The 19,442-nt window shown below is 60.9% G+C and carries 20 protein-coding genes; 15 read left to right on the forward strand and 5 right to left on the reverse strand.

Annotated features, from left to right (window positions below; translation table 11 throughout):
* The 13 genes from FFT87_RS03035 to FFT87_RS03095 all read left to right on the forward strand — a co-directional run bounded on the left by FFT87_RS03035 (window position 1) and on the right by FFT87_RS03095 (window position 12,940).
* Window positions 1-435 carry a heat shock protein transcriptional repressor HspR gene (locus FFT87_RS03035; protein WP_219949894.1) on the forward strand — a complete coding sequence of 145 codons (435 nt, stop codon included), beginning with the start codon at window positions 1-3 and terminating at the stop codon, window positions 433-435.
* 13 nt (window positions 436-448) lie between these two features.
* Window positions 449-1,222: a YqjF family protein gene (locus FFT87_RS03040; protein WP_219949895.1), complete on the forward strand. Its 774-nt coding sequence runs from the start codon at window positions 449-451 to the stop codon at window positions 1,220-1,222.
* Window positions 1,223-1,440: 218 nt separating this feature from the next.
* Window positions 1,441-2,286 (forward strand): nitrilase-related carbon-nitrogen hydrolase, encoded by an 846-nt coding sequence (locus FFT87_RS03045; RefSeq protein ID WP_219949896.1) that lies wholly within the window; start codon window positions 1,441-1,443, stop codon window positions 2,284-2,286.
* A 72-nt stretch (window positions 2,287-2,358) separates the two neighbouring features.
* On the forward strand, window positions 2,359-3,822 hold the full coding sequence (gene hydA / locus FFT87_RS03050) for a dihydropyrimidinase (protein ID WP_219949897.1): 1,464 nt from the start codon (window positions 2,359-2,361) through the stop codon (window positions 3,820-3,822).
* Between the two features lie 81 nt (window positions 3,823-3,903).
* Window positions 3,904-4,920 carry a TIGR03842 family LLM class F420-dependent oxidoreductase gene (locus tag FFT87_RS03055; protein ID WP_219949898.1) on the forward strand — a complete coding sequence of 339 codons (1,017 nt, stop codon included), beginning with the start codon at window positions 3,904-3,906 and terminating at the stop codon, window positions 4,918-4,920.
* A gap of 4 nt (window positions 4,921-4,924) precedes the next feature.
* Window positions 4,925-5,878, forward strand: a complete 954-nt coding sequence (locus tag FFT87_RS03060; protein ID WP_219949899.1) for an ABC transporter permease — start codon at window positions 4,925-4,927, stop codon at window positions 5,876-5,878.
* Window positions 5,875-6,771, forward strand: a complete 897-nt coding sequence (locus FFT87_RS03065; RefSeq protein WP_219949900.1) for an ABC transporter ATP-binding protein — start codon at window positions 5,875-5,877, stop codon at window positions 6,769-6,771. The genes FFT87_RS03060 and FFT87_RS03065 overlap by 4 nt, the downstream gene beginning before the upstream one ends.
* The gene (locus FFT87_RS03070) at window positions 6,768-7,616 is read left to right on the forward strand and encodes an ABC transporter permease (protein ID WP_219949901.1); all 849 of its coding nucleotides are present in this window, start codon (window positions 6,768-6,770) and stop codon (window positions 7,614-7,616) included. The genes FFT87_RS03065 and FFT87_RS03070 overlap by 4 nt, the downstream gene beginning before the upstream one ends.
* A gap of 62 nt (window positions 7,617-7,678) precedes the next feature.
* A complete protein-coding gene (locus FFT87_RS03075) occupies window positions 7,679-8,830 on the forward strand; it encodes an ABC transporter substrate-binding protein (protein ID WP_219949902.1) in 1,152 nt (383 codons plus the stop codon).
* A 115-nt stretch (window positions 8,831-8,945) separates the two neighbouring features.
* On the forward strand, window positions 8,946-10,277 hold the full coding sequence (locus FFT87_RS03080) for an aspartate aminotransferase family protein (RefSeq protein WP_219949903.1): 1,332 nt from the start codon (window positions 8,946-8,948) through the stop codon (window positions 10,275-10,277).
* Window positions 10,278-10,407: 130 nt separating this feature from the next.
* On the forward strand, window positions 10,408-10,893 hold the full coding sequence (locus FFT87_RS03085; protein WP_219949904.1) for a DUF6153 family protein: 486 nt from the start codon (window positions 10,408-10,410) through the stop codon (window positions 10,891-10,893).
* Between the two features lie 90 nt (window positions 10,894-10,983).
* Complete coding sequence (locus tag FFT87_RS03090) at window positions 10,984-11,574, forward strand: DUF305 domain-containing protein (protein ID WP_219949905.1); 591 nt, start codon at window positions 10,984-10,986, stop codon at window positions 11,572-11,574.
* A gap of 82 nt (window positions 11,575-11,656) precedes the next feature.
* Complete coding sequence (locus tag FFT87_RS03095) at window positions 11,657-12,940, forward strand: APC family permease (RefSeq protein WP_219949906.1); 1,284 nt, start codon at window positions 11,657-11,659, stop codon at window positions 12,938-12,940.
* 25 nt (window positions 12,941-12,965) lie between these two features.
* On the opposite strand, the gene FFT87_RS03100 is transcribed toward FFT87_RS03095, so the two are convergent.
* From FFT87_RS03100 to FFT87_RS03115, 4 genes are all read right to left on the reverse strand, one after another.
* Window positions 12,966-13,778: an ABC transporter permease gene (locus FFT87_RS03100; protein WP_219949907.1), complete on the reverse strand. Its 813-nt coding sequence runs from the start codon at window positions 13,776-13,778 to the stop codon at window positions 12,966-12,968.
* A gap of 7 nt (window positions 13,779-13,785) precedes the next feature.
* Complete coding sequence (locus tag FFT87_RS03105) at window positions 13,786-14,613, reverse strand: ABC transporter permease (RefSeq protein ID WP_219949908.1); 828 nt, start codon at window positions 14,611-14,613, stop codon at window positions 13,786-13,788.
* A gap of 75 nt (window positions 14,614-14,688) precedes the next feature.
* Window positions 14,689-15,867, reverse strand: a complete 1,179-nt coding sequence (locus FFT87_RS03110; RefSeq protein WP_219949909.1) for an extracellular solute-binding protein — start codon at window positions 15,865-15,867, stop codon at window positions 14,689-14,691.
* Between the two features lie 44 nt (window positions 15,868-15,911).
* Window positions 15,912-16,970 (reverse strand): ABC transporter ATP-binding protein, encoded by a 1,059-nt coding sequence (locus FFT87_RS03115; RefSeq protein ID WP_219949910.1) that lies wholly within the window; start codon window positions 16,968-16,970, stop codon window positions 15,912-15,914.
* Window positions 16,971-17,101: 131 nt separating this feature from the next.
* Here FFT87_RS03115 and FFT87_RS03120 point away from each other — a divergent pair, with 131 nt between their 5' ends.
* On the forward strand, window positions 17,102-17,905 hold the full coding sequence (locus FFT87_RS03120) for a FadR/GntR family transcriptional regulator (protein ID WP_219949911.1): 804 nt from the start codon (window positions 17,102-17,104) through the stop codon (window positions 17,903-17,905).
* Window positions 17,906-17,999: 94 nt separating this feature from the next.
* Window positions 18,000-18,707: a cache domain-containing protein gene (locus FFT87_RS03125; protein ID WP_255560031.1), complete on the forward strand. Its 708-nt coding sequence runs from the start codon at window positions 18,000-18,002 to the stop codon at window positions 18,705-18,707.
* A 9-nt stretch (window positions 18,708-18,716) separates the two neighbouring features.
* Here the strand turns inward: FFT87_RS03125 and FFT87_RS03130 are convergent, their stop codons facing one another.
* On the reverse strand, window positions 18,717-19,214 hold the full coding sequence (locus FFT87_RS03130) for a GNAT family N-acetyltransferase (protein ID WP_219949912.1): 498 nt from the start codon (window positions 19,212-19,214) through the stop codon (window positions 18,717-18,719).
* Between the last annotated feature and the right edge of the window lie 228 nt (window positions 19,215-19,442).

The following is a 19,442-nucleotide window of genomic DNA, read 5'->3' on the forward strand; positions in this document are numbered from 1 at the left end:
ATGGATGAGTCCACGCCCGCCTTTGCGATCGCCGTTGCGGCAGAGCTGGCTGGCATGCATCCGCAGACGCTGCGACAGTACGACCGTCTGGGTCTCGTGTCTCCCACGAGAACCAGCGGTCGGTCGCGGCGTTACTGCATGCGCGACGTGATGCAGCTGCGAGAGATCGCTGCACTCAGTGCTGAAGGCCTTAACCTCGAGGGCATCAAGCGGATACTCCATTTAGAGAATCAGGTCACACAGCTCAGCTCACGCGTACACGAACTCGAGGCAGCTCTGGCTGACGAATTGCTCTCGAAACCTGGCCGGCGAGTGTTCGCGGCGGGCCCCGCTGGTGAGGTTATTTCACTTAAAGCCGGAACGAGAGGCGAGCGCACAGATCAAGTAGTGCTGTGGCGCCCCTTTACTCGACGCGACAACCAACTCCCACGCTGACGATGGTGCCGCGATGATCTCCTCCGAAGCGCCGCCACTCGGCAGCCCGGCCATCCTGCGGCAACGGTGGAGCGAGGTCTCGTTCCTGCACTGGCGCGTCGATCCGGCCATAGTTGCTCCATTCTTACCGGCTGGATGCCGCCCCGACACCATTGACGGCAGCACCTGGGTGGGGCTCATCGCTTTTCAGATGTCGCAGAGTTCATTCTTTGGCGGGCCAAACATCCCGTGGCTCGGGGACTTCCCTGAAGTTAACGTGAGGCTGTACTCAATCGATGCTGACGGTCGCCGGGGCGTGGTCTTTCTCTCGCTCGAGGCATCGCGCTTGATTCCGGTACTCACCGCGCGCGCCGCGTTTGGCTTGCCCTATCAGTGGGCTTCGATGAGGATCGGGCAGCGTGACGGGCAGATCGCGTATAAGACTCGGCGGTACGGCCGACCGGATGCCGCATCCCACATCATTGTGCAACCGATCGACGATCAGGCCGCCAGCGTTGCGCTCGCAGCTGACCCTCTTGCGCGGTTTTTGACGGCGCGTTGGGGGTTTCATGAGACTCATGGTGGACGCACGATCTACTGTCGCAATCACCACGAACCATGGCCATTGCAGCCCGCCGAGATGGTGCATCTTGACGATGGACTTCTGGCTGCCGCCGGGTTCGAGGGGCTGGCGAATCGCCCGCCTGATTCCGTGCTCTATGCCACCAACGTGACGACCGTTTTTGCGACGCCACTGAAACGATCTCGCTCAGCAAGTGTTTGGCAAGCGCGCGTACGAGCGGTCTAAATTCTTGGTAGCACCATTGCCTCAACGCCCGAGAAGGGCCATGATAAGTAACCACAACGACACACACGCACAACATAACTGAAATGTTCACGCTGAAGAATGATCGAACGGGTGTTGTCCCGTTCTAGCAACACTCTCTCGGCATCTGAGCATCGCTCGGTGGGCGCTCTGCGTTCATCGAGTCGACGGCAACGACGCCGAACGACTCAGGAGGCACAATGACAACGGTTCGCGCAGCAATCACACAGACCACTTGGACCGGTGACAAAGAGTCAATGATCCAGAAGCACGAGCAGTTCGCTCGTGACGCGAAAGATCAGGGCGCACAGATCATCTGCTTCCAGGAGCTCTTTTATGGGCCCTACTTTGGAATCACTCAAGACAAGAAGTACTACCGCTACGCGGAGCCCGTAGATGGCCCGATCGTTAAGCGTTTTCAGGCCCTCGCCAAAGAACTCGACATGGTCATGATTCTGCCGATCTACGAAGAAGCGATGACGGGTGTGTATTACAACACTGCCGTCGTCGTCGACTCCGATGGCACGAACCTCGGTTCATACCGCAAGCACCACATCCCTCACCTCGAGAAGTTCTGGGAGAAGTTCTACTTCACGCCCGGAAACTTGGGTTTCCCCATGTTCAACACTGCCGTCGGCAAGGTCGGCGTTCACATTTGTTACGACCGCCACTTCCCCGAGGGATGGCGCGAACTCGGGCTCAACGGCGCCGAGATCGTCTTCAACCCGAACGCCACGAAGCCCGGACTCTCCAACCGCCTGTGGGAGGTTGAAGGCCCCGCAGCAGCAGTGGCCAACGGCTACTTCGTGCTCCAGCCCAACCGTGTCGGCCTCGAAGACAACGAGTACGGCGACGAAGCCGTTGACTTCTACGGCACCAGCCAGGTCATCGACCCCCGCGGAAACTTCGTGGGTGAACGTGGTTCAGGCACCGACGAAGAGATCATGATTCGTGACCTCGACATGAACCTCGTGCAGGAAATGCGAGACGACTGGCAGTTCTACCGCGACCGTCGCCCCGACGCGTACCTGTCGATCCCTAAGTAAGCCCAACGTTAGCCCCAGGCTGTCTTGGCGCCTGGGGAACAGTAGGCACTCGACATCGCAGAGGAGCGAATCATGGCCACCACTCTCATTTCCGGCGGAACAGTCGTCAGCTCAACGGGGCGCGCCCCCGCAGACGTTCTGATCGACGGCGAAGTAATCAAGGCTGTGCTGTCACCCGGCAGCACGCTGTTTGGAACGGATGTTGCGGCATCCGTCGACACCGTCATTGATGCCACGGGAAAGTACGTCATTCCCGGTGGCATTGATGCGCACACTCACATGGAGCTGCCCTTCGGCGGCACCGCGGCAATCGACACGTTCGAGACGGGCACTCGCGCTGCGGCGTGGGGCGGCACGACCTCGATCATCGACTTCGCGGTGCAGACCTTTGGCGAGCGCATCCAGGATTCGCTGGCAGCGTGGCACGGCAAAGCATCGGGCAACTGCGCCATCGACTACGGCTTTCACCAGATCGTTGGCGACGTCACTCCGGAGTCACTCAAGGCAATGGAGAAGCTGCCAGACGAAGGCATCACGAGCTTCAAGATGTTCATGGCCTACCCCGGCGTTTTCTACTCGGATGACGCGCAGATTCTGAAGGCAATGCAGGTGTCACGCGACACCGGTCTCATGACGATGATGCACGCCGAGAACGGGCCGGTCATCGACGTTCTCGCCGAGCAGCTCGTGGAGCAGGGCAAGACCGACCCGTACTATCACGGTGTCGCTCGTGCCTGGGAGATGGAAGAGGAAGCCACTCACCGAGCGATCATGCTCGCGAAGCTCACCGGCGCCCCGCTCTACATCGTTCACGTGAGTGCGAAGCAAGCGGTCGAACAGATCGCCACCGCTCGTGACCGTGGCCAGAACGTCTTTGCTGAGACGTGCCCGCAGTACCTCTACTTGAGCCTTGAAGAACAGCTGGGTGCTCAGAGTGAGCAATACGGTCACTTCGAAGGTGCCAAGTGGGTGTGCTCGACTCCGCTTCGTTCACGCGAAGAGGGTCATCAGGATGCCATGTGGCAGTCGCTGCGCACGAACGATGTGCAGATGGTCTCGACCGACCACTGCCCGTTCTGCATGAAGGACCAAAAAGAGTTGGGCCTTGCGGACTTCCGCAAGATTCCCAATGGCATGGGAACCGTCGAACACCGTATGGACCTCATGTATCAGGGCGTCGTCACGGGAGAAATCACTCTCGAACGCTGGGTTGAACTGACAAGCACCACCCCCGCTCGAATGTTCGGAATCTATGGCCGTAAGGGCGTCATCCAGCCCGGTGCCGACGCCGACATCGTCGTGTACGACCCCAACGGTCACACCTCGATCGGTATGCCAGTCGATGAAAACGGCAAGCCCACCGGAAAGAAGCACCACATGAACATGGACCACGCTGCTTGGGAAGGCTTCGAGATCGACGGTCACGTCGACACTGTCATCTCGCGCGGCAAGGTCATCGTCGATGGCGACCAGTACATCGGAACGAAGGGCGACGGCCGCTTCATGAAGCGCGGCCTTACGCAGTACCTGACCTAAGCGGTTCCGCTGCGGCATCCGCTGGCTAACCCCAGCGGACGCCGCACTTTAATCGACCTTCCACCACGAATGAGGAGCCCCATGGACTTCGGAGCAGTACTTCAGACCAACCCGCCGTCAGCACGAACCGTTCAACTCGCGAAGCTTGCAGAGGCGCACGGCTTCACTTACGTCTGGACCTTCGACTCGCACATCCTGTGGCAAGAGCCTTATGTGATCTACAGCCAGATCTTGGCCGAGACGCGCAAAGTCATCGTCGGGCCGATGGTCACCAACCCGGCCACTCGTGACTGGACAGTCACGGCATCGACTTACGCCACGCTCAACGAGATGTACGGCAACCGCACCGTCTGTGGCATTGGCCGCGGCGACTCCGCTGTGCGTGTGACCAACGGCAAGCCCACCACGCTGAAGGATCTGCGCGAGTCGATTCACGTCATCCGTGAACTCGCCAACTCGCGTTCGGTCGAATACGGCGGCGCCCAGTTGCAGCTGCCGTGGAGCAAGGGCTCAGAACTCGAAATGTGGGTTGCCGCCTACGGCCCGCTCGCGCTGAAGCTCACCGGTGAAGTCGGAGACGGCTTCATTCTGCAGCTCGCCGACCTCGATATTGCCGCGTGGATGATCAAGAAGGTGCGCGACGCCGCTGAGGCTGTCGGGCGCGACCCGATGTCGATCAAGTTCTGCGTTGCCGCTCCGATGTACATCGGAGACGACTGGGAGCACATGCGCGACCAGTGCCGCTGGTTCGGAGGCATGGTCGGAAACCACGTCGCCGACATCGTCAAGAAGTACGGCTCTGACGGAGACGTGCCGAAGGCCCTCACCGACTACATCGAGAAGCGCGAAGGCTACGACTACAACCAACACGGCCAGGCGGGCAATACGCACGCCGCGTTCGTGCCCGATGAAATCGTTGATCGCTTCTGCATCATGGGAACCGCTGAGGAGCACATCGAGAAGCTCGAGAAGCTGCGCGAGCTCGGTGTCGATCAGTTCGCCGGCTACCTGCAGCATGACAATAAAGAAGAGACCATGCGGGTCTACGGCGAGACGGTAATCCCGGCTCTCACCGAAACTGTGACGGCGAAGGCCTAAGCGCATGACGGCAACCCGAAACGATAAGCGTGGGGAGGTTGCCGTCCGCCCCGAGAAACCGTCGGGCGCGGTTGCCAACCCCGCTCGCTCTCGGCTGCTGGCCGGTTTCCTGTGGGGAATCGCCGGGGTCGTTTCGATCGCGCTGCTCTGGGAAGGCTACAAGTTCTTCGGCCCAGATAACGGTGTGCTCATCGGCGAACTTCGCGTGCTTCCCCGCACCACCGACCTCGCAATGCCGCACCTGTGGGACATGATGGTGCGGCTTGCGGAGCCCGTTACGCGAGCCGACGGTGCACTTCCGCTCTGGGCTGTCGTAGCCCTTGCGGCACTAATGACTCTCGGCATCGCCGCCGCAGGGTGGGTCGTCGGTGTTGTCGTTGGAGTCGGCTTTGCCCTGCTCATGCAGCGCTGGCGACTGGCCGAATTCGGGCTGCTGCCGTGGATCGTGATCAGCCAAACCGTTCCCCTTATTGCCTTTGCGCCTGTCGTGAAGAGTTGGGGATCGCGCGTCGAGATCGGCAGCTTTGAGTGGCAAGACTGGATGTCGGTCGCGCTCATCGCCAGCTACCTCGCGTTCTTCCCGATCACCGTTGGTGCCCTCAAAGGGTTGCAGTCTCCCGACCGCATCCACATGGAACTCTTCGAAACCTATGCCTCCGGCTATTGGGCGACGCTCAAGAAGCTGCGGTTTCCCGCCGCAGTGCCGTACCTCTTGCCCGCCTTGCGACTCGGAGCTGCGAACGCGGTCATCGGTGCGGTTGTTGCTGAAGTATCGACCGGGCTTCAAGGTGGCATCGGGCGACTCCTCATCCAATTTGCCGGCCAAGCATCCGGTGACCCGGCGAAGGCGTGGGGGCCCATCTTTGGCGCCATCATTCTCGGACTGGTCGCAGCCGGTTCGGTGGCATTGCTCGGCATCATTCTCAAGGACTACCGACGAACAGAGGAGGCCGCATGAGCGACCAGATCCTAAACAGCGCAGCACCAACTGAGGCGCAACCGACCGCAGGCAATACGGATGCTGCGGCAGTGTCGGTACGCGGAGTCAACAAGCAATTTCAGACCGCGACCGGTGTGGTCCACGCCCTCGAAGCGATCGATCTCACCGTGTCCGCCGGGGAGTTCGTCTCTCTGATCGGCCCATCGGGCTGTGGCAAATCAACACTCATGAGGCTCATCGCTGACCTCGATGATCCGACCTCTGGTGAACTGACCGTATTCGGCAAGACCGCCACCCAGGCGCGACTCGACCAGGATTACGGCATCGCGTTCCAACAGGCGGGGCTGCTGCCGTGGCGAACGGTGGCGGCGAACGTTGCGCTTCCGCTCGAACTGCATGGGGTGGCATCCGCAGCTCGTCGCACTCGGGTCGCCGACCTGCTCGACATGGTTGGCCTTACAGAATTCGCCGATCGGTTTCCCGATCAGCTTTCGGGCGGTATGCAGCAGCGGGTAGCCATTGCGCGATCGTTGGCGGAACAGCCTCGACTGCTGCTGATGGATGAGCCGTTCGGTGCGCTCGATGAAATGACTCGCGAGAAGATGCAAACCGACCTGGTGCGCATTGCCGCCGACACCGGGGCTGCTGTTGTGTTCGTGACGCACTCGATTCCCGAAGCAGTGTTCCTCTCCGACCGCGTCGTCGTGATGTCGCCCCGACCTGGCCGAATTAGCCAAATCGTGCCCATGCGACTGAATGCTGTTGTGGGTCGCGAGGACCGTTCCGATAACTTGCGAGAGGAGTCATCCTTCTTCGAAATGGTCACAGAAGTACGCGAAGCGCTCCACGGCGGAGCAGCGGATGCCACAGCAGACGAACCGCGCGTGGCGCGGGGAGTGGACACCCGATGACAGCCACATCAGCAAACGCCATCGTCAACGTCCGTTCAGGAACGGGGGCACGTCGAAGCAAAGGGTGGAGCTCCAGAACAGAATCGACGCTGCGCATAGTGGCACCGATCTCGTTCGGGCTGATCGTTCTTGTCATCTGGCAGCTGCTTGTCACCGTGGGCGGGGTCGATGATTACCTGCTGCCAAGCCCAACCTCCATCGTGGCCGAACTTGTCGAATTCTGGCCAGCGGTCGTCTCAGCGACAGTGCTCACCGGAACCAACAGCCTGCTCGGGCTGCTCATCGGTTCGCTGGTCGGCATCGTGCTCGCAGCGATAGCAGCCCGGTGGCGCATCGCCGACCAGATGAGTGCCCCCATCGTTGCAGCCCTCGCCGTTGTGCCCATCGTTGCTCTCGCTCCCGTGCTCAACTCGATGTTTGGGGCCGACAGCCAGTTCGGTCGTCAAGCCATCGCCGCGATCGCGTCGTTCGTGCCGATCTTCATCAACACGCTGCGTGGCTTTCGCCAAACTAAGCCAGTGCACCGTGACCTTATGAAGGCCTATGCGGCAAACTCGGGGCAGATGTTGCGCTCGCTCACGCTGCCAACCGCACGCCCCTTCATTCTGACGGGCATCCGCATCGCCTCATCGCTTGCGGTAATTTCGGCACTCGTTGCGGAATACTTCGGCGGACCGCGCGGAGGTCTCGGCAGCTTGATTGCGACCTCGGCCGCCTCAAGCGCCTACTCCCGAGCCTGGGCCTATGTTGGAGCATCCATTGCTCTCGGCCTGCTTTTTTATCTCGCGACGCTCGCACTAGAACGACTCGTGCTGCGTCGTGTGCCGACGGGAGGTGCTCGATAACCAGTAGCTCCACCAGCTCTACCAGCAGTATCCACTTGCACCGTGAATCTGGAAGGTCTGACATGAAGTTCACCAAACGCCGCACACTTGCGGCCGGAGCGTTTGCCGTAACGGCAGCGGTCCTCCTCGCAGCATGCTCCACCGGCGATGGGGGTGACAGCGGTTCCTCTGGATCCTCTGACGACCTCACCGAAGTGAAGCTCCAACTCCAATGGCTACCTCAGGGACAGTTCGCCGGCTACTTTGCCGCAGCCGATCAGGGCTTCTTTGAAGAAGAGGGCCTTGACGTAGAGATCATCCCGTCGGGCGGCGACATCGTTCCGCAAGACGCTCTCGCTAATGGCGACGTCGACTACGCCGTTGCCTGGGTTCCCAAGGTTCTTGGCTCGATCGAGCAGGGCGCTAACCTCACCAATATCGCGCAGATTTTCCAGACATCTGGCACCCTCCAGGTGTCGTGGGCTGACTCGGGCATCGACTCTGTCGCTGACTTTGAAGGCAAGAAGATCGGTTCCTGGGGCTTCGGAAATGAGTGGGAAATCTTCGCGGCCATGGCTGCTGAAGGGCTCGACTCGTCGACCGTGCAGATCATTACGCAGGACTTCAACATGAACGCCTTCTTGCAGGGCGACATCGACGCAGCTCAGGCGATGACGTACAACGAGTACGCTCAGCTGCTCGAATCAACCGATCCAGACACCGGTGAGCTGTACCAGCCTGAAGACTTCAACGTCATCAGCTACGAAGACACCGTTGGCGCCATGCTCCAGGATGCAATCTGGGCTGACACCGAGCGTCTCGACAGCGACGAGGACTACCAAGAGACCACGGTCAAGTTCCTCAAGGCTGTTGTTAAGGGCTGGATCTACTCGGCTGAGAACCCTGAATCTGCTGCCGAAGGTACTGTTGCTGCCGGCTCCGGTTGGGGCCCCAGCCACGAACTGTGGATGGTCAACGAAACCAACAAGCTGATCTGGCCGGCCGAAAACGGTATCGGCGTTATCGACGAAGCCGCCTGGGACCGCACCGTTGACGGCGCCATCAGCGCTGTGAACGAGACAGGCGCTAGCCCCATCACGACCGAGCCGCCCGCTACGGCTTGGTCGAATGACTGGATCATGAAGGCCCTCGAAGAACTCGAGGCAGACGGAGTCGACACCACTGGTGCCGACTTCAGCCCGATCGACGTCACCCTCCTTGAGGGCGGCAACTAGTCGAACTGAACAACCGCTAGGCGGATGCCGCCCTTACGCTTGTGAGGGCGGCATCCGCTTTGCTAGCAGCGCCGCAGTACAGCCTCAATTTCCCCGCATCGAAAGGCCTCGCGCCATGACTGAGCAGAACGCCACCGACCTCGATGCTTACGCGCTCGAGCTCGACCAGGCCCACATCTTTCACTCGTGGTCGGCGCAGACTCCGGCGCACGCCTCTGCCGTGAGTATTGAGAGCGGGCTCGGTTCTCGGGTCTGGGATCACGCCGGCAAAGAGTATCTCGACTTCTCGAGCCAGCACGTCAACGTGAATCTGGGACACCAGCATCCGGCCCTGCTCGAAGCAATCCGGGTGCAGTCTCAGCTGCTCACGACGATCTCACCGCCCACCGCCAACATCACTCGGGGAGAGGCGGCTAAACGGCTGGCGGCTGTCGCCCCCGAGGGTTTCAATCGCGTGTTCTTCACGAATGGCGGCTCGGATGCGAACGAAAATGCCATGCGGATGGCGCGGCTCTACACGGGACGCGACAAGATTCTCTCGGCGTACCGCTCGTATCACGGCAACACCGGCAGCAGCATTGTGGCCACCGGTGACCCGCGCCGCATCCCGAACGAATTCGCCCGCGGGCACGTGCATTTTTTCGGGCCATACCTGTACCGCTCAGAGTTCTGGGCGACGACGCCCGAGCAAGAGAGCGAGCGTGCGCTGCAGCATTTGCGGCGCGTCATCGAGGCGGAAGGCGCACAGACGATTGCGGCCGTGCTGCTCGAACCGGTGCCGGGAACTCCGGGCATCCTGCTACCGCCGCCCGGCTATCTCGCCGGCGTGCGCGAACTGTGTAACGAGCACGGCATCCTGCTGATCTTCGACGAGGTCATGTGCGGCTTTGGTCGCACCGGCGAGTGGTTCGCGTTCGACGCCTTCGATGCGCGGCCCGACCTCATCACCTTCGCTAAGGGAGTGAACTCCGGCTACGTCCCCGTTGGTGGCGTGATCATTGACGACCCCATTGCAGCCTTCTTCAACGATCGCGTGTTCCCTGGCGGGTTGACGTACTCGGGGCATCCGCTCGCCGCCGCCACGATTGTGGCATCGCTCGACACGATTGCCTCCGAGGGCATTCTCGAACACGTGCGCGACATTGGGGAGAACCACATCGGCCCTGCGCTGCTGGCGCTCGCCGAACGGCATGAGGCCATTGGTGAAGTGCGCGGGCGCGGAGTGTTCTGGGCGCTAGAGCTCGTCACTGACCGGGAGACCCGCGAACCCGTACCGGCCGCAACGATGGCGCGCATCCGGGCCGGCCTCGTTGAGCGCGGGCTGCTGCCCTTCGTGGCAGAAAACCGCCTCCACGTTCTGCCCCCGTGCGTTGTCACTCCCGCCGAAATCGCTGAGGCGATGGAGATCTATGACGCGGTGCTGACGGCCGAACTGTCGGGACCGTAACCAGGCCACGCTGGCACGATGTGCAATCACCAGAGGGGCGTACCCGGCCAATCACGGGAATCGCACAGGCGGATGACCCAGAATCTGTGGAGGGCAGCCGGAGACCCACACTTTCAGAAGAGTAAGAGCAATGACACCACTCAGCGCGGATCGCGTTCACCGTCGCGTTAACGCTGCGCCGGCGCAACGCGCAGACTCCTCGTTCTCTCGCCTTGTGCGAGCGGCGTGGCAGCTTGTCGCTATGGCTTGCCTCGCGCTTGCGCTGATCGCCGGCATCGTGGCAATGCACTCGCTCGTCTCACCCACCTCGCATTCAGACATGGCGATGTCGGCCTCGATGTCGACGGGGAGCAGCGCCGCCGACCATTCAGCCCAGATCGGTTCTGTCACGTCTAGCCCGGATTGTGTCGGTTGTGGCGACGACGCTTCACTGGCTCTCATGTGGTGTGTGCTTGCGCTCCTCACCGTCTCACTTCTCCTCGCAGCCCCCAAGCTGCTGCGGGGGTGGGGCCAGTACATTGAGCAGCGGTTGATCGCTCCTACGCCCTTCCCTCGACGGGCGCTCGCCGTACCGCCGCGCCCCGATCTCACCACTCTCTGCATTAGTCGCACTTAAAAGACGCACTGTCGACTCAGCCTCGACGCGCCTTACGCGGGACCGTTCTGGTCACGCGTCTATTAGTGACCAATTTGGAGAATTTTAGAGATGAAGACTCGTTTCGCGGCGACCGCCGCAATTGCCCTGACCGCACTGCTCACGCTCTCGGGGTGTGCAAACGCTGCGACAGAATCTGGTCAAGGCGCCAACCCATCGCCGACCGACTCGGCATCATTCGCTGATGCGAACAACGCAGATGTCATGTTTACCGCAATGATGATTCCGCACCATGAGCAGGCGGTTGAGATGGCCGACATGGTGCTCGTTAAGGAAGGCATTGACGAGCGTGTGGTCACGCTCGCCCAGGAGATCAAGGCGGCTCAAGGCCCTGAAATTGAACTCATGACTTCGTGGCTTGACGGCTGGGGTGTCGATGCGGCGGACGGCATGGGTGGCATGGACCACGGTGACGGAATGATGAGTGGCTCCGACATGTCTGAGCTTGACGCTGCCAACGGGGATGACGCTTCGCGCTTGTTCCTCGAGCAGATGATCGTCCACCACGAAGGAGCGATCGAGATGGCCGAGACGGAAATCGATGAGGGGCAAAACGCAGACGCTGTAGCGCTTGCTCAAGAGATCATCGATGCTCAAGCCGCCGAGATCACCATCATGCAGGACATCATTAGCTCTCTGTAATGGCATGGGGGTCCGCCGTCTGCGGGTGGCGGACCCTTGCCATCGTGTATCGCTCAGTAGGGTGGGAACGGAAGGAAATCGCATGGCTTCACGTACAGACAAAATCTCGCTCATGGGCTCAGTGTCATTGGGCACGGGGGTGATGATCGGCGCGGGAATCTTTGCCCTCGTTGGTCAGGTCGCAGAATTCGCCGGAGATTTCTTCCCCCTCGCTTTCTTGTTTGGCGCGATCGTCGCCGCAATCAGCTCGTACTCCTACGTGCGCTATTCCAGCGTGAATCCCTCCTCGGGCGGAATCGCGATGTTGTTGAAGGACGCCTATGGCCCCGGCGTCGCAGCTGGTTCGTTCTCGCTCTTCATGTATGTGTCGATGGTGGTGGCGGAGAGTCTTTTGGCGCGAACCTTCGGCACGTACCTGCTTCGCCCCTTCGGGCTGCAAGACTCCGTGATTCTGGTGCCGATACTCGGTGTCGCCGCAATCGCCACTGCCGCGATTGTGAACTTCATCGGCAATACGCTTGTCGAACGCTCGGCAACGATTACGGCAATCGCCAAGATCATCGGAATTGCCGTGCTCGCCATAGCGGGCCTGATTGGAGTCGCAGCGGGCGGAGACGGATTCTTGGCGAAGTCGTCGGGAGACTCACTCAACATTGTCGGGGTGCTGGCGGGAACTACGCTGTGCGTTCTTGCTTATAAGGGCTTCACCACGATCACCAATCAGGGTGACGACATTCGTGACCCGAAACGAAACATCGCCCGCTCCATCCTTATTTCGCTGGCGATCTGCACCTTCTTGTACTTGCTGATCACGGTATCTGTGAGCTCGAGCATCGGGGCGAGCGGAGCTGTGGATGCTCGGAACTATGCTCTTGCGCAAGCGGCGGAGCCCTTCTTTGGGGCTTGGGGTGTTGGCATTACTGTCGCGATCGCCGTAGTGGCGACGCTCTCGGGGCTGCTGGCGAGTTTGTACTCGGTGTCGCGGCTTTACGCGATGCTGCAGGAAATGAAGCAGGCTCCCTCGTTGCCGAAATCGGTTCCGCATCAGCCCATGATCATCACGGCGGGTCTCGCTATTCTCGTCACCGTATTTCTCGATCTCAGTCAGATCGCATCGATGGGCGTCTTCCTCTACTTGACGATGGATATGGCAGTGCAGTGGGGCGTCATCCGCCGACTGCGGGCCAAGATTGAGGCGCGAATCTGGCTTCCGGTGCTGACCATCGTGCTGGATCTCGCCATCCTGATTCCGTTCGCGGTGCTCAAAATCCAGAGCGATCTCTTTACGGTCATTGTCTCTGCTGTGGTGGCGACTGCCATTGTCGCGGCACAGGTAGTGACGGTTCGAAAGCGCTCGCAGAACTGAACGGCTAGCCCGCGCCGGGCATCCGCTATTCGCGCTCGTCGGCTCCGCGGGCGAGGCGTTGCGAGACCCAGACGGGAATGAACGAGGCGAGAATCACGACGGTCGCGACGACGTTGACGAGGGAGGCCTCGTTGGGGCGCGCCATCTGGTTCATGATCCAGAGCGGCAGGGTGTCGACACCGGGCGGGGCCGTGAAGATCGTGACGACAACCTCGTCGAAGCTCAGTGCAAAAGCAAGAATCGCCCCGGCAACAAACGCGCTGCGAAACTGCGGGAACGTCACGAGGCGGAACGTCTGCAGCGGCGTTGCCCCGAGGTCACGGGAGGCTTCTTCGATGCTGGGGTTGATGCGGCGCAAACGGGCGAGCACGTTATTGAAGACCATGACGATGCAGAAGGTGCCGTGGGCGATGATCATGCCGAAGTATCCGACCTCAATACCGATCGGCTCGAGCACCTGGTTGTAGGTGTTGTTGAGGGCGACACCGGTCACGATGCCGGGCAGAGCGATCGGCAGCACGACGAGCAAGTTGACGCTCTGCTTGCCGAAGAAGGTGTACCGCTGCAGGGCGAAGGCCACGAGCGTTCCGAGGATGAGCGCAATCGCGGTTGCGCCGAGGCCGACGATGACCGAGTTGAGCAGGGCAGCCCGGATGGGTTCGCTGACGAACGCCTTCTCCCACCAGACGGTGGAGAACTCGGTAATGGGCCAACTCGACAGGCGCGCGGCACTGAACGAGTTGATGACGACCAAGAACAGGGGGATGTACATGAACGCGAGGGAGATCGCGACGATAGTGCCGAGGGTGAACTTGGCGCCGAGGGAGAGTCTCAACATGGCGGCATCACATCCGTTCCAGTGCGCCAGTGCGTTGCACGCTGACGAGGTAAATGACAACAAAGGCGATCGGTACGAGCGAGAACGCGGCAGCGATCGGAGGGTTCAGGTTGATGTTCGAGGCGATGATGCTGCCGATCATCTGCGTTGAGCCACCCACAAATTTGGCGGCGATGTAGTCGCCGAGACTCAGGGAGAACGTGAAGATTGAGCCGGCGATGATGGCGGGCTTAATAAGAGGAAGCACAACGGTGCGGATCGTGAACCCGGCACCAGCGCCAAGGTCTGACGACGCATCAAAGAGGTTCGGTGGCAGTTGACGGATCGCCGTGTACACCGGCACCGCCATATACGGCAGCCACAGGTAGGTGAGGGTCAGCACGACCGTGACGATGCTGAAGCCGGGGCCGCTGATGCCGAGGGGGCCGAGCATCGAGTTGAAGAAGCCTTCTTCGGTGAAGGTGATGCGCATGGCCAGAATCTTCACGAGATAGCCAGCCCAGAGCGGGAGGGTGATCGCGACAGCAAGAATGGCGCGCAGTTTGGGCGAGGCGACTTTGGCCATGAAGATGCCGAGCGGAACCGAGATCAGGATGCTCAACACGGTAACCGCGAGGGCGATGCCAAGGGTGCGAATCGAGGTCGAGGCGTAGGCGGGGTTCGCGATGATCTGCTCAAAGTTGCGCAGAGTGAACCCCGGCTTCACCTTGGAGGTGAAGGGGTCGGTCACCCAGAATGCCGTCACGAGAAGCATGACGAGCGAGAAGATGTAGATGCCGATGAGCCACAGCATGGGCAGCGCCAGTAGAGCCGAGAGTTGCGCGCGGCGATTCATGGGAGTCCGATCGATGAGTACTGAAGAAGAGAGGATGAGGGGTGGGCAGGCGGGCCCGCCCACCCCTTTAGCTAGCTAGCCTTTTACGGAGAGCCAGGCATCCGTCCACTGCTGGAAGTTTGTGCAGGTGACGTCAGTGCGACCATCGATGCACTGCTCGATGGGGGTCGTCCAGAACCAGACGTTGCTGAAGTACTCTTCGTCGGTGGCGTTGAAGTATTCGCAGTGTGCTGCGGCTTCGTCGCTCGTCTCGCAGAAGGCAGCGTTGGCAGGAGCCATACCGAAGTTTGTGGCGATAGCGCCGTTCACTTCAGCTTCGCTCGTGTAGTCAACCCAGGCGTAGGCGCAGTTCGGCGACTTCGACTCGGCGGCGATCATCCACGCATCCGACCATCCGGTTGAGCCCTCTTCAGGCAGCACACTCTTGAACTTGTCGTCATCGGTGAGCTTGCGCAGGATCTCCCAGGAGGTTCCGAGAGCACTGGTGCCACCGGCGAACGAGGTGATCTGCGCGGCAGGGTCAGCCCAGTACTCGGAGACGATCTTGTTCTGCTGCTGGAGCAGGTCGATCGCAGCATCGAGCTGAGTCTGGTCAAGCGCATACGGGTTGGTGATGCCGAGGTCCGGCTCGTGAGCCATCAGGTACACGGCGGCGTCAGCGATGTAGATCGGTGCGTCGTACGCGATGATTTGACCGGCGTAGGGGCTGTCAGCTTCCCACGCAACATCCCAGCTCGTCGGTTCCTCGGTCACAACATCGCTGTTGTACTGAAGGATGTTGGCGCCGCGGCCGATCGGAACGCCATACGATTTTCCGTTGATGGTGTCATAGATCTGACCCTTCATGCCCTCAACGATGTCGTCACCGAAGTTGGGAACGAGGTCGAGGTTGATGGGCTGAACGTCGCCACCGGCAATGAGGCGAAGACTCGCGTCACCCGAAGCGGAGACGATGTCGTAATCGCCGGTGCGCATGAGCTGAACCATCTCGTCGCTAGTTCCCGCAACGCGACGGTTGACCGTGCAGCCAGTTTCTGCGGTGAATCCGTCGGTCCAGGCTGGTTCAACAAAGCCACTCCACGCGACAATGTTGACTTCACTTTCCATCTCGCCCAACTCTTCGAGCATGGCGATATCGGGAACGTCGATGCTGAGGCCGCCGGCAGCAGTGCCGTCAGCGTCAGCGGAACAGCCCGTGAGGGCGAGCGCGGCAACAGCGAGGAATGCTGCGCCGGTCATGATCTTGGATCTCATGGTGACTCCTTTGTGTGATTGGTGTGTGTTGCAGGGGTGATCTGTTAGCCGATGCGCGAGGCGTGGTCTTTTGCCCATTCGACGCGCACGCTGTCACCACGGGCGAAGTCGGATTCGGCAGAGGGGTGGTGGTCATTGGGGCGTTCGGCGATGATGCGCACGCCCGAGTCGGTGTCGACAAGAAAGCGTGTGGTCGGTCCGGTGTAGACGGTTTCGGAGACGGTGCCGAGTAGTGAAATCGCGCCAGCGGTGGCGGCTGCTGTTGCGGGTAGGAGGCGTACGCGTTCGGGGCGCACGCTCGAGAGGGCACCGTCGCTCGAGAGTGCTGCGGGCACTAGGTTGGAGAGTCCCAGAAACTTGGCGACGAATTCGGTGGCCGGGAATTCGTAGACTTCGCGGGCGGTGCCGACCTGTTCGACCCGGCCGTTGTTGAAGACGGCGACGCGGTCGCTCAGCGTGAGGGCTTCTTCTTGGTCGTGGGTGACGAAGATGAAAGTGATGCCGACTTCGCGTTGGATTTGCTTGAGCTCGATCTGCATTTCTTCGCGCAGTTGCTTGTCGAGGGCTCCGAGTGGTTCGTCGAGCAGCAGCACTTGGGGGCGCAGGATGAGCGCGCGAGCCAGGGCGATGCGCTGGCGTTGGCCGCCGGAGAGTTGGTGGGGAAGGCGATCCGCGACGGCAGAGAGGCGCACTTGCTCGAGGGCAACACCCACCTGGGTTGCGCGTTCGGCGCGGCTGACTCCGGCAACCCGCAGTCCGTAGCCGACGTTTTCCGCGATCGTGAAGTGCGGGAACAGCGCGTAATCCTGAAACACCGTGTTGACCTGGCGCGCATGCGGCGGAACAGCAGTTACGTCGGTTCCGCTGAGATGGATGCTGCCGCGCGTGACGTTCTCGAAGCCCGCGATCATCCGCAGCACGGTGGTCTTGCCTGAGCCGGAGGGGCCGAGCATCGAGAGGAACTCCCCCGGCTTCACGTCAAGGTTGAGCGCTTCAACTGCGGTGAAGTCGCCGAATTCCTTGGAGACCCCAGAGAGGGTTACGGCACCGGGCGCTGTGAGGGAGTCCGATTCGGACGGGGCTTGCTGGGCGGAAGCGTGCACGAAGAACTCCTTGGAACGACATTGATCTCTGAGTGGATCTAAACCTATAGAACCAGAGTTCATATTTCAAGCGTGTGTCCAAATCGTCACAAAACAGCAACGGCTCAGGCGAACAGTGCGAGAATTGAGCAATGCACCCGTCCGATTCGGCAGAAGCGCCGCGAAATAGTGGGGTTGTCGCCGATGACACCGCACGCTCCCGTGACGCCGCGCGACCGGGACGGCTGCAGGGCGCACTCTTCCAATCCATTGGTGATGCTGGCCGCGCCGAACTCGTCGAGCGTCGGCTCGCCGGGGCAATCACGGGCGGGCACCTTCGTGCTGGCGAGCGTCTTCCTTCGGAATATGACCTTGCGCGCAGCTTTGGGGTAGCCCCCACGACCGTGCGTGAATCGCTCCTCGCGTTGCGCAGCCAGGGCCTCGTCGTCACACGTCGCGGACGCAATGGCGGCAGCTTCGTCGCAGACTCTGCTGACCCGGTCGCCCACGCGCGCACCGCTTTGGCGGCAACATCCCGCGTCGCTCTTCGTGATCTGGGTGCCCACTACGCGGCCATCACCGCCGCGTGCGTTCGTCTCGCGGCGCGGCGAGCGGTTCCGTCGGAAGTGCAGCAGGTGCGTTCGCGGCTCGATCGCCTTGACGAATCAGATCTCGAACAGTGGCGAAGAACCCTCGACGATGCGCAGATCGAGCTTGTTGCCCTCAGTCAGTCGGCCAGGCTCACCCGCGAACAGATGCGATTGCAAGCTGAAATGTCACCCATGCTTCGCCTCGTTGACGCGGATGAAACATCCCGCAGCGCCCAGCATGCTCTGCTGCTCAACGTCGTGAATGCGGTGGAAGCGGGCAACGACCACGAAGCAGTTGCGGCGACCGAGCGCATGGTGGATGCCGTAATCGATGCGCTCATCGACCTGCAGTCTCCAGTGCGCTGAACTAGCGGTACAGGGTGTCTGGTGCATAAGATGCGACGAACAGGTTCAGCCAGAGTAGGCAGCACCCGATGAAGACAAGCGAAGGCGCAACGCAATGGTGACGACAGCGACAGAGGCGAGCACAGCGGCTCGCGCCGCAGCGATCGTGTCCCAGTATTTCAGCGCCCCGATTGCCAGCCTCGAAGCGACTGCGACCCAACTTGGCACCGAGCTGGCGGCATCCGGGCACTTGGGACAGCTCTCATCTCAACAGCTTGATGCACTGGTCGAGCCGCACGCTCTGGCAACGGTAGCTCTGCCCGATGTGAACATTTACGGTGCCGGTTTTATCGCTGCTGTTGGACTCCTGGCGGATGAACGAAACCACCTTTCTTGGTGGCAAGGCGACGACCCCAAGCGACTACTTCTCGCCGCCCAATCGGTGAACAAAGAGCACATCGATTACAGCGAGCTTGAGTGGTTTCGGGTGCCGATGGAGACCGGCCGTGGGCATGTTGCCGGGCCCTACGTCGACTACCTGTGTAGTGACGAATACACGATTACGATCGCGGCGCCCGTGCACATCGATGGCACCTTCGTCGGCGTTGCTGGCCTTGATCTGCTCATCGATTCTGTTGAGCGTCAGCTGCTGCCGAAGCTCGCCGGACTCGGCGACAAGGTGACCCTCGTGAACAGTGTTGGTCGCGTCGTTATCTCGACGGATTCGCGCCATGCCACCGGCGATGCCGTGCGTGGTGGTCAACTAGCCGAGCTTGGGCGCACAGCCTGTGAGGGCGTCGCGTTGGAAATCATCGCCGAATAGCGACCTAGTTTATCGAACCATGCGGGCGTCAACGATCTTTGGCGCGGCGGGGTCGGACTGTTCGGCGCCATCGAACTCGAAGCCGTTTCGACGGTAGAAAGCGACTGCTCGGGGGTTGGCTTTTGCGACCCAGAGCATCGCTGGGGTGTCTCCCAGAACTTCGTCAAGCAGTGATTGGCCCGCGCCGGTGCCGTAGTGCGACGCGGCGAGATAGATTGCATAAAGTTGCCGGTCGCGCGGCAACTCTTCTTCTCCCTTAGAGCGCATGCCGTTTCCGGCGCAGGCGAACCCGGTGATCTCCCCACCGCTCTCAGCGACCCGGATGCTCACATCCGTGCGAGGGTCGGTCAGAATGCGATTCCACATCCGGTGTCGTCCCTCAACATACTCAGCACTGAAGAAATCCCCGGGCAGGAGATGGGAGTAGGTTTCGCGCCACGCTGACACGTGCAACTCGGCAAGCGCGGGCGCGTCGGCTAATTGTGGTGCTCGGAGAGCAAAAGTCATAGCGGCATCTTCACACGATCGTCTCGTCTCGTCTAGGACTTACGGCAGGCCCTCGGCACCCTGTTGGTGCTCGTCGGGATGACGCTTGGCCAGCGGCGCCGGCGTCAATTTGTGGAGCGGTGACGTCGGTTACCGTCAGGTAACGCCTGATCGAAAGCCTTGACAACCCGAATTATAACTAATAAGAATGCTTGTTAACTAATAGCTCGTGAGGGCGAGAAGTCGCCC

It is taken from the genome of Salinibacterium sp. M195 (assembly GCF_019443965.1).
Classification (GTDB): domain Bacteria; phylum Actinomycetota; class Actinomycetes; order Actinomycetales; family Microbacteriaceae; genus Rhodoglobus.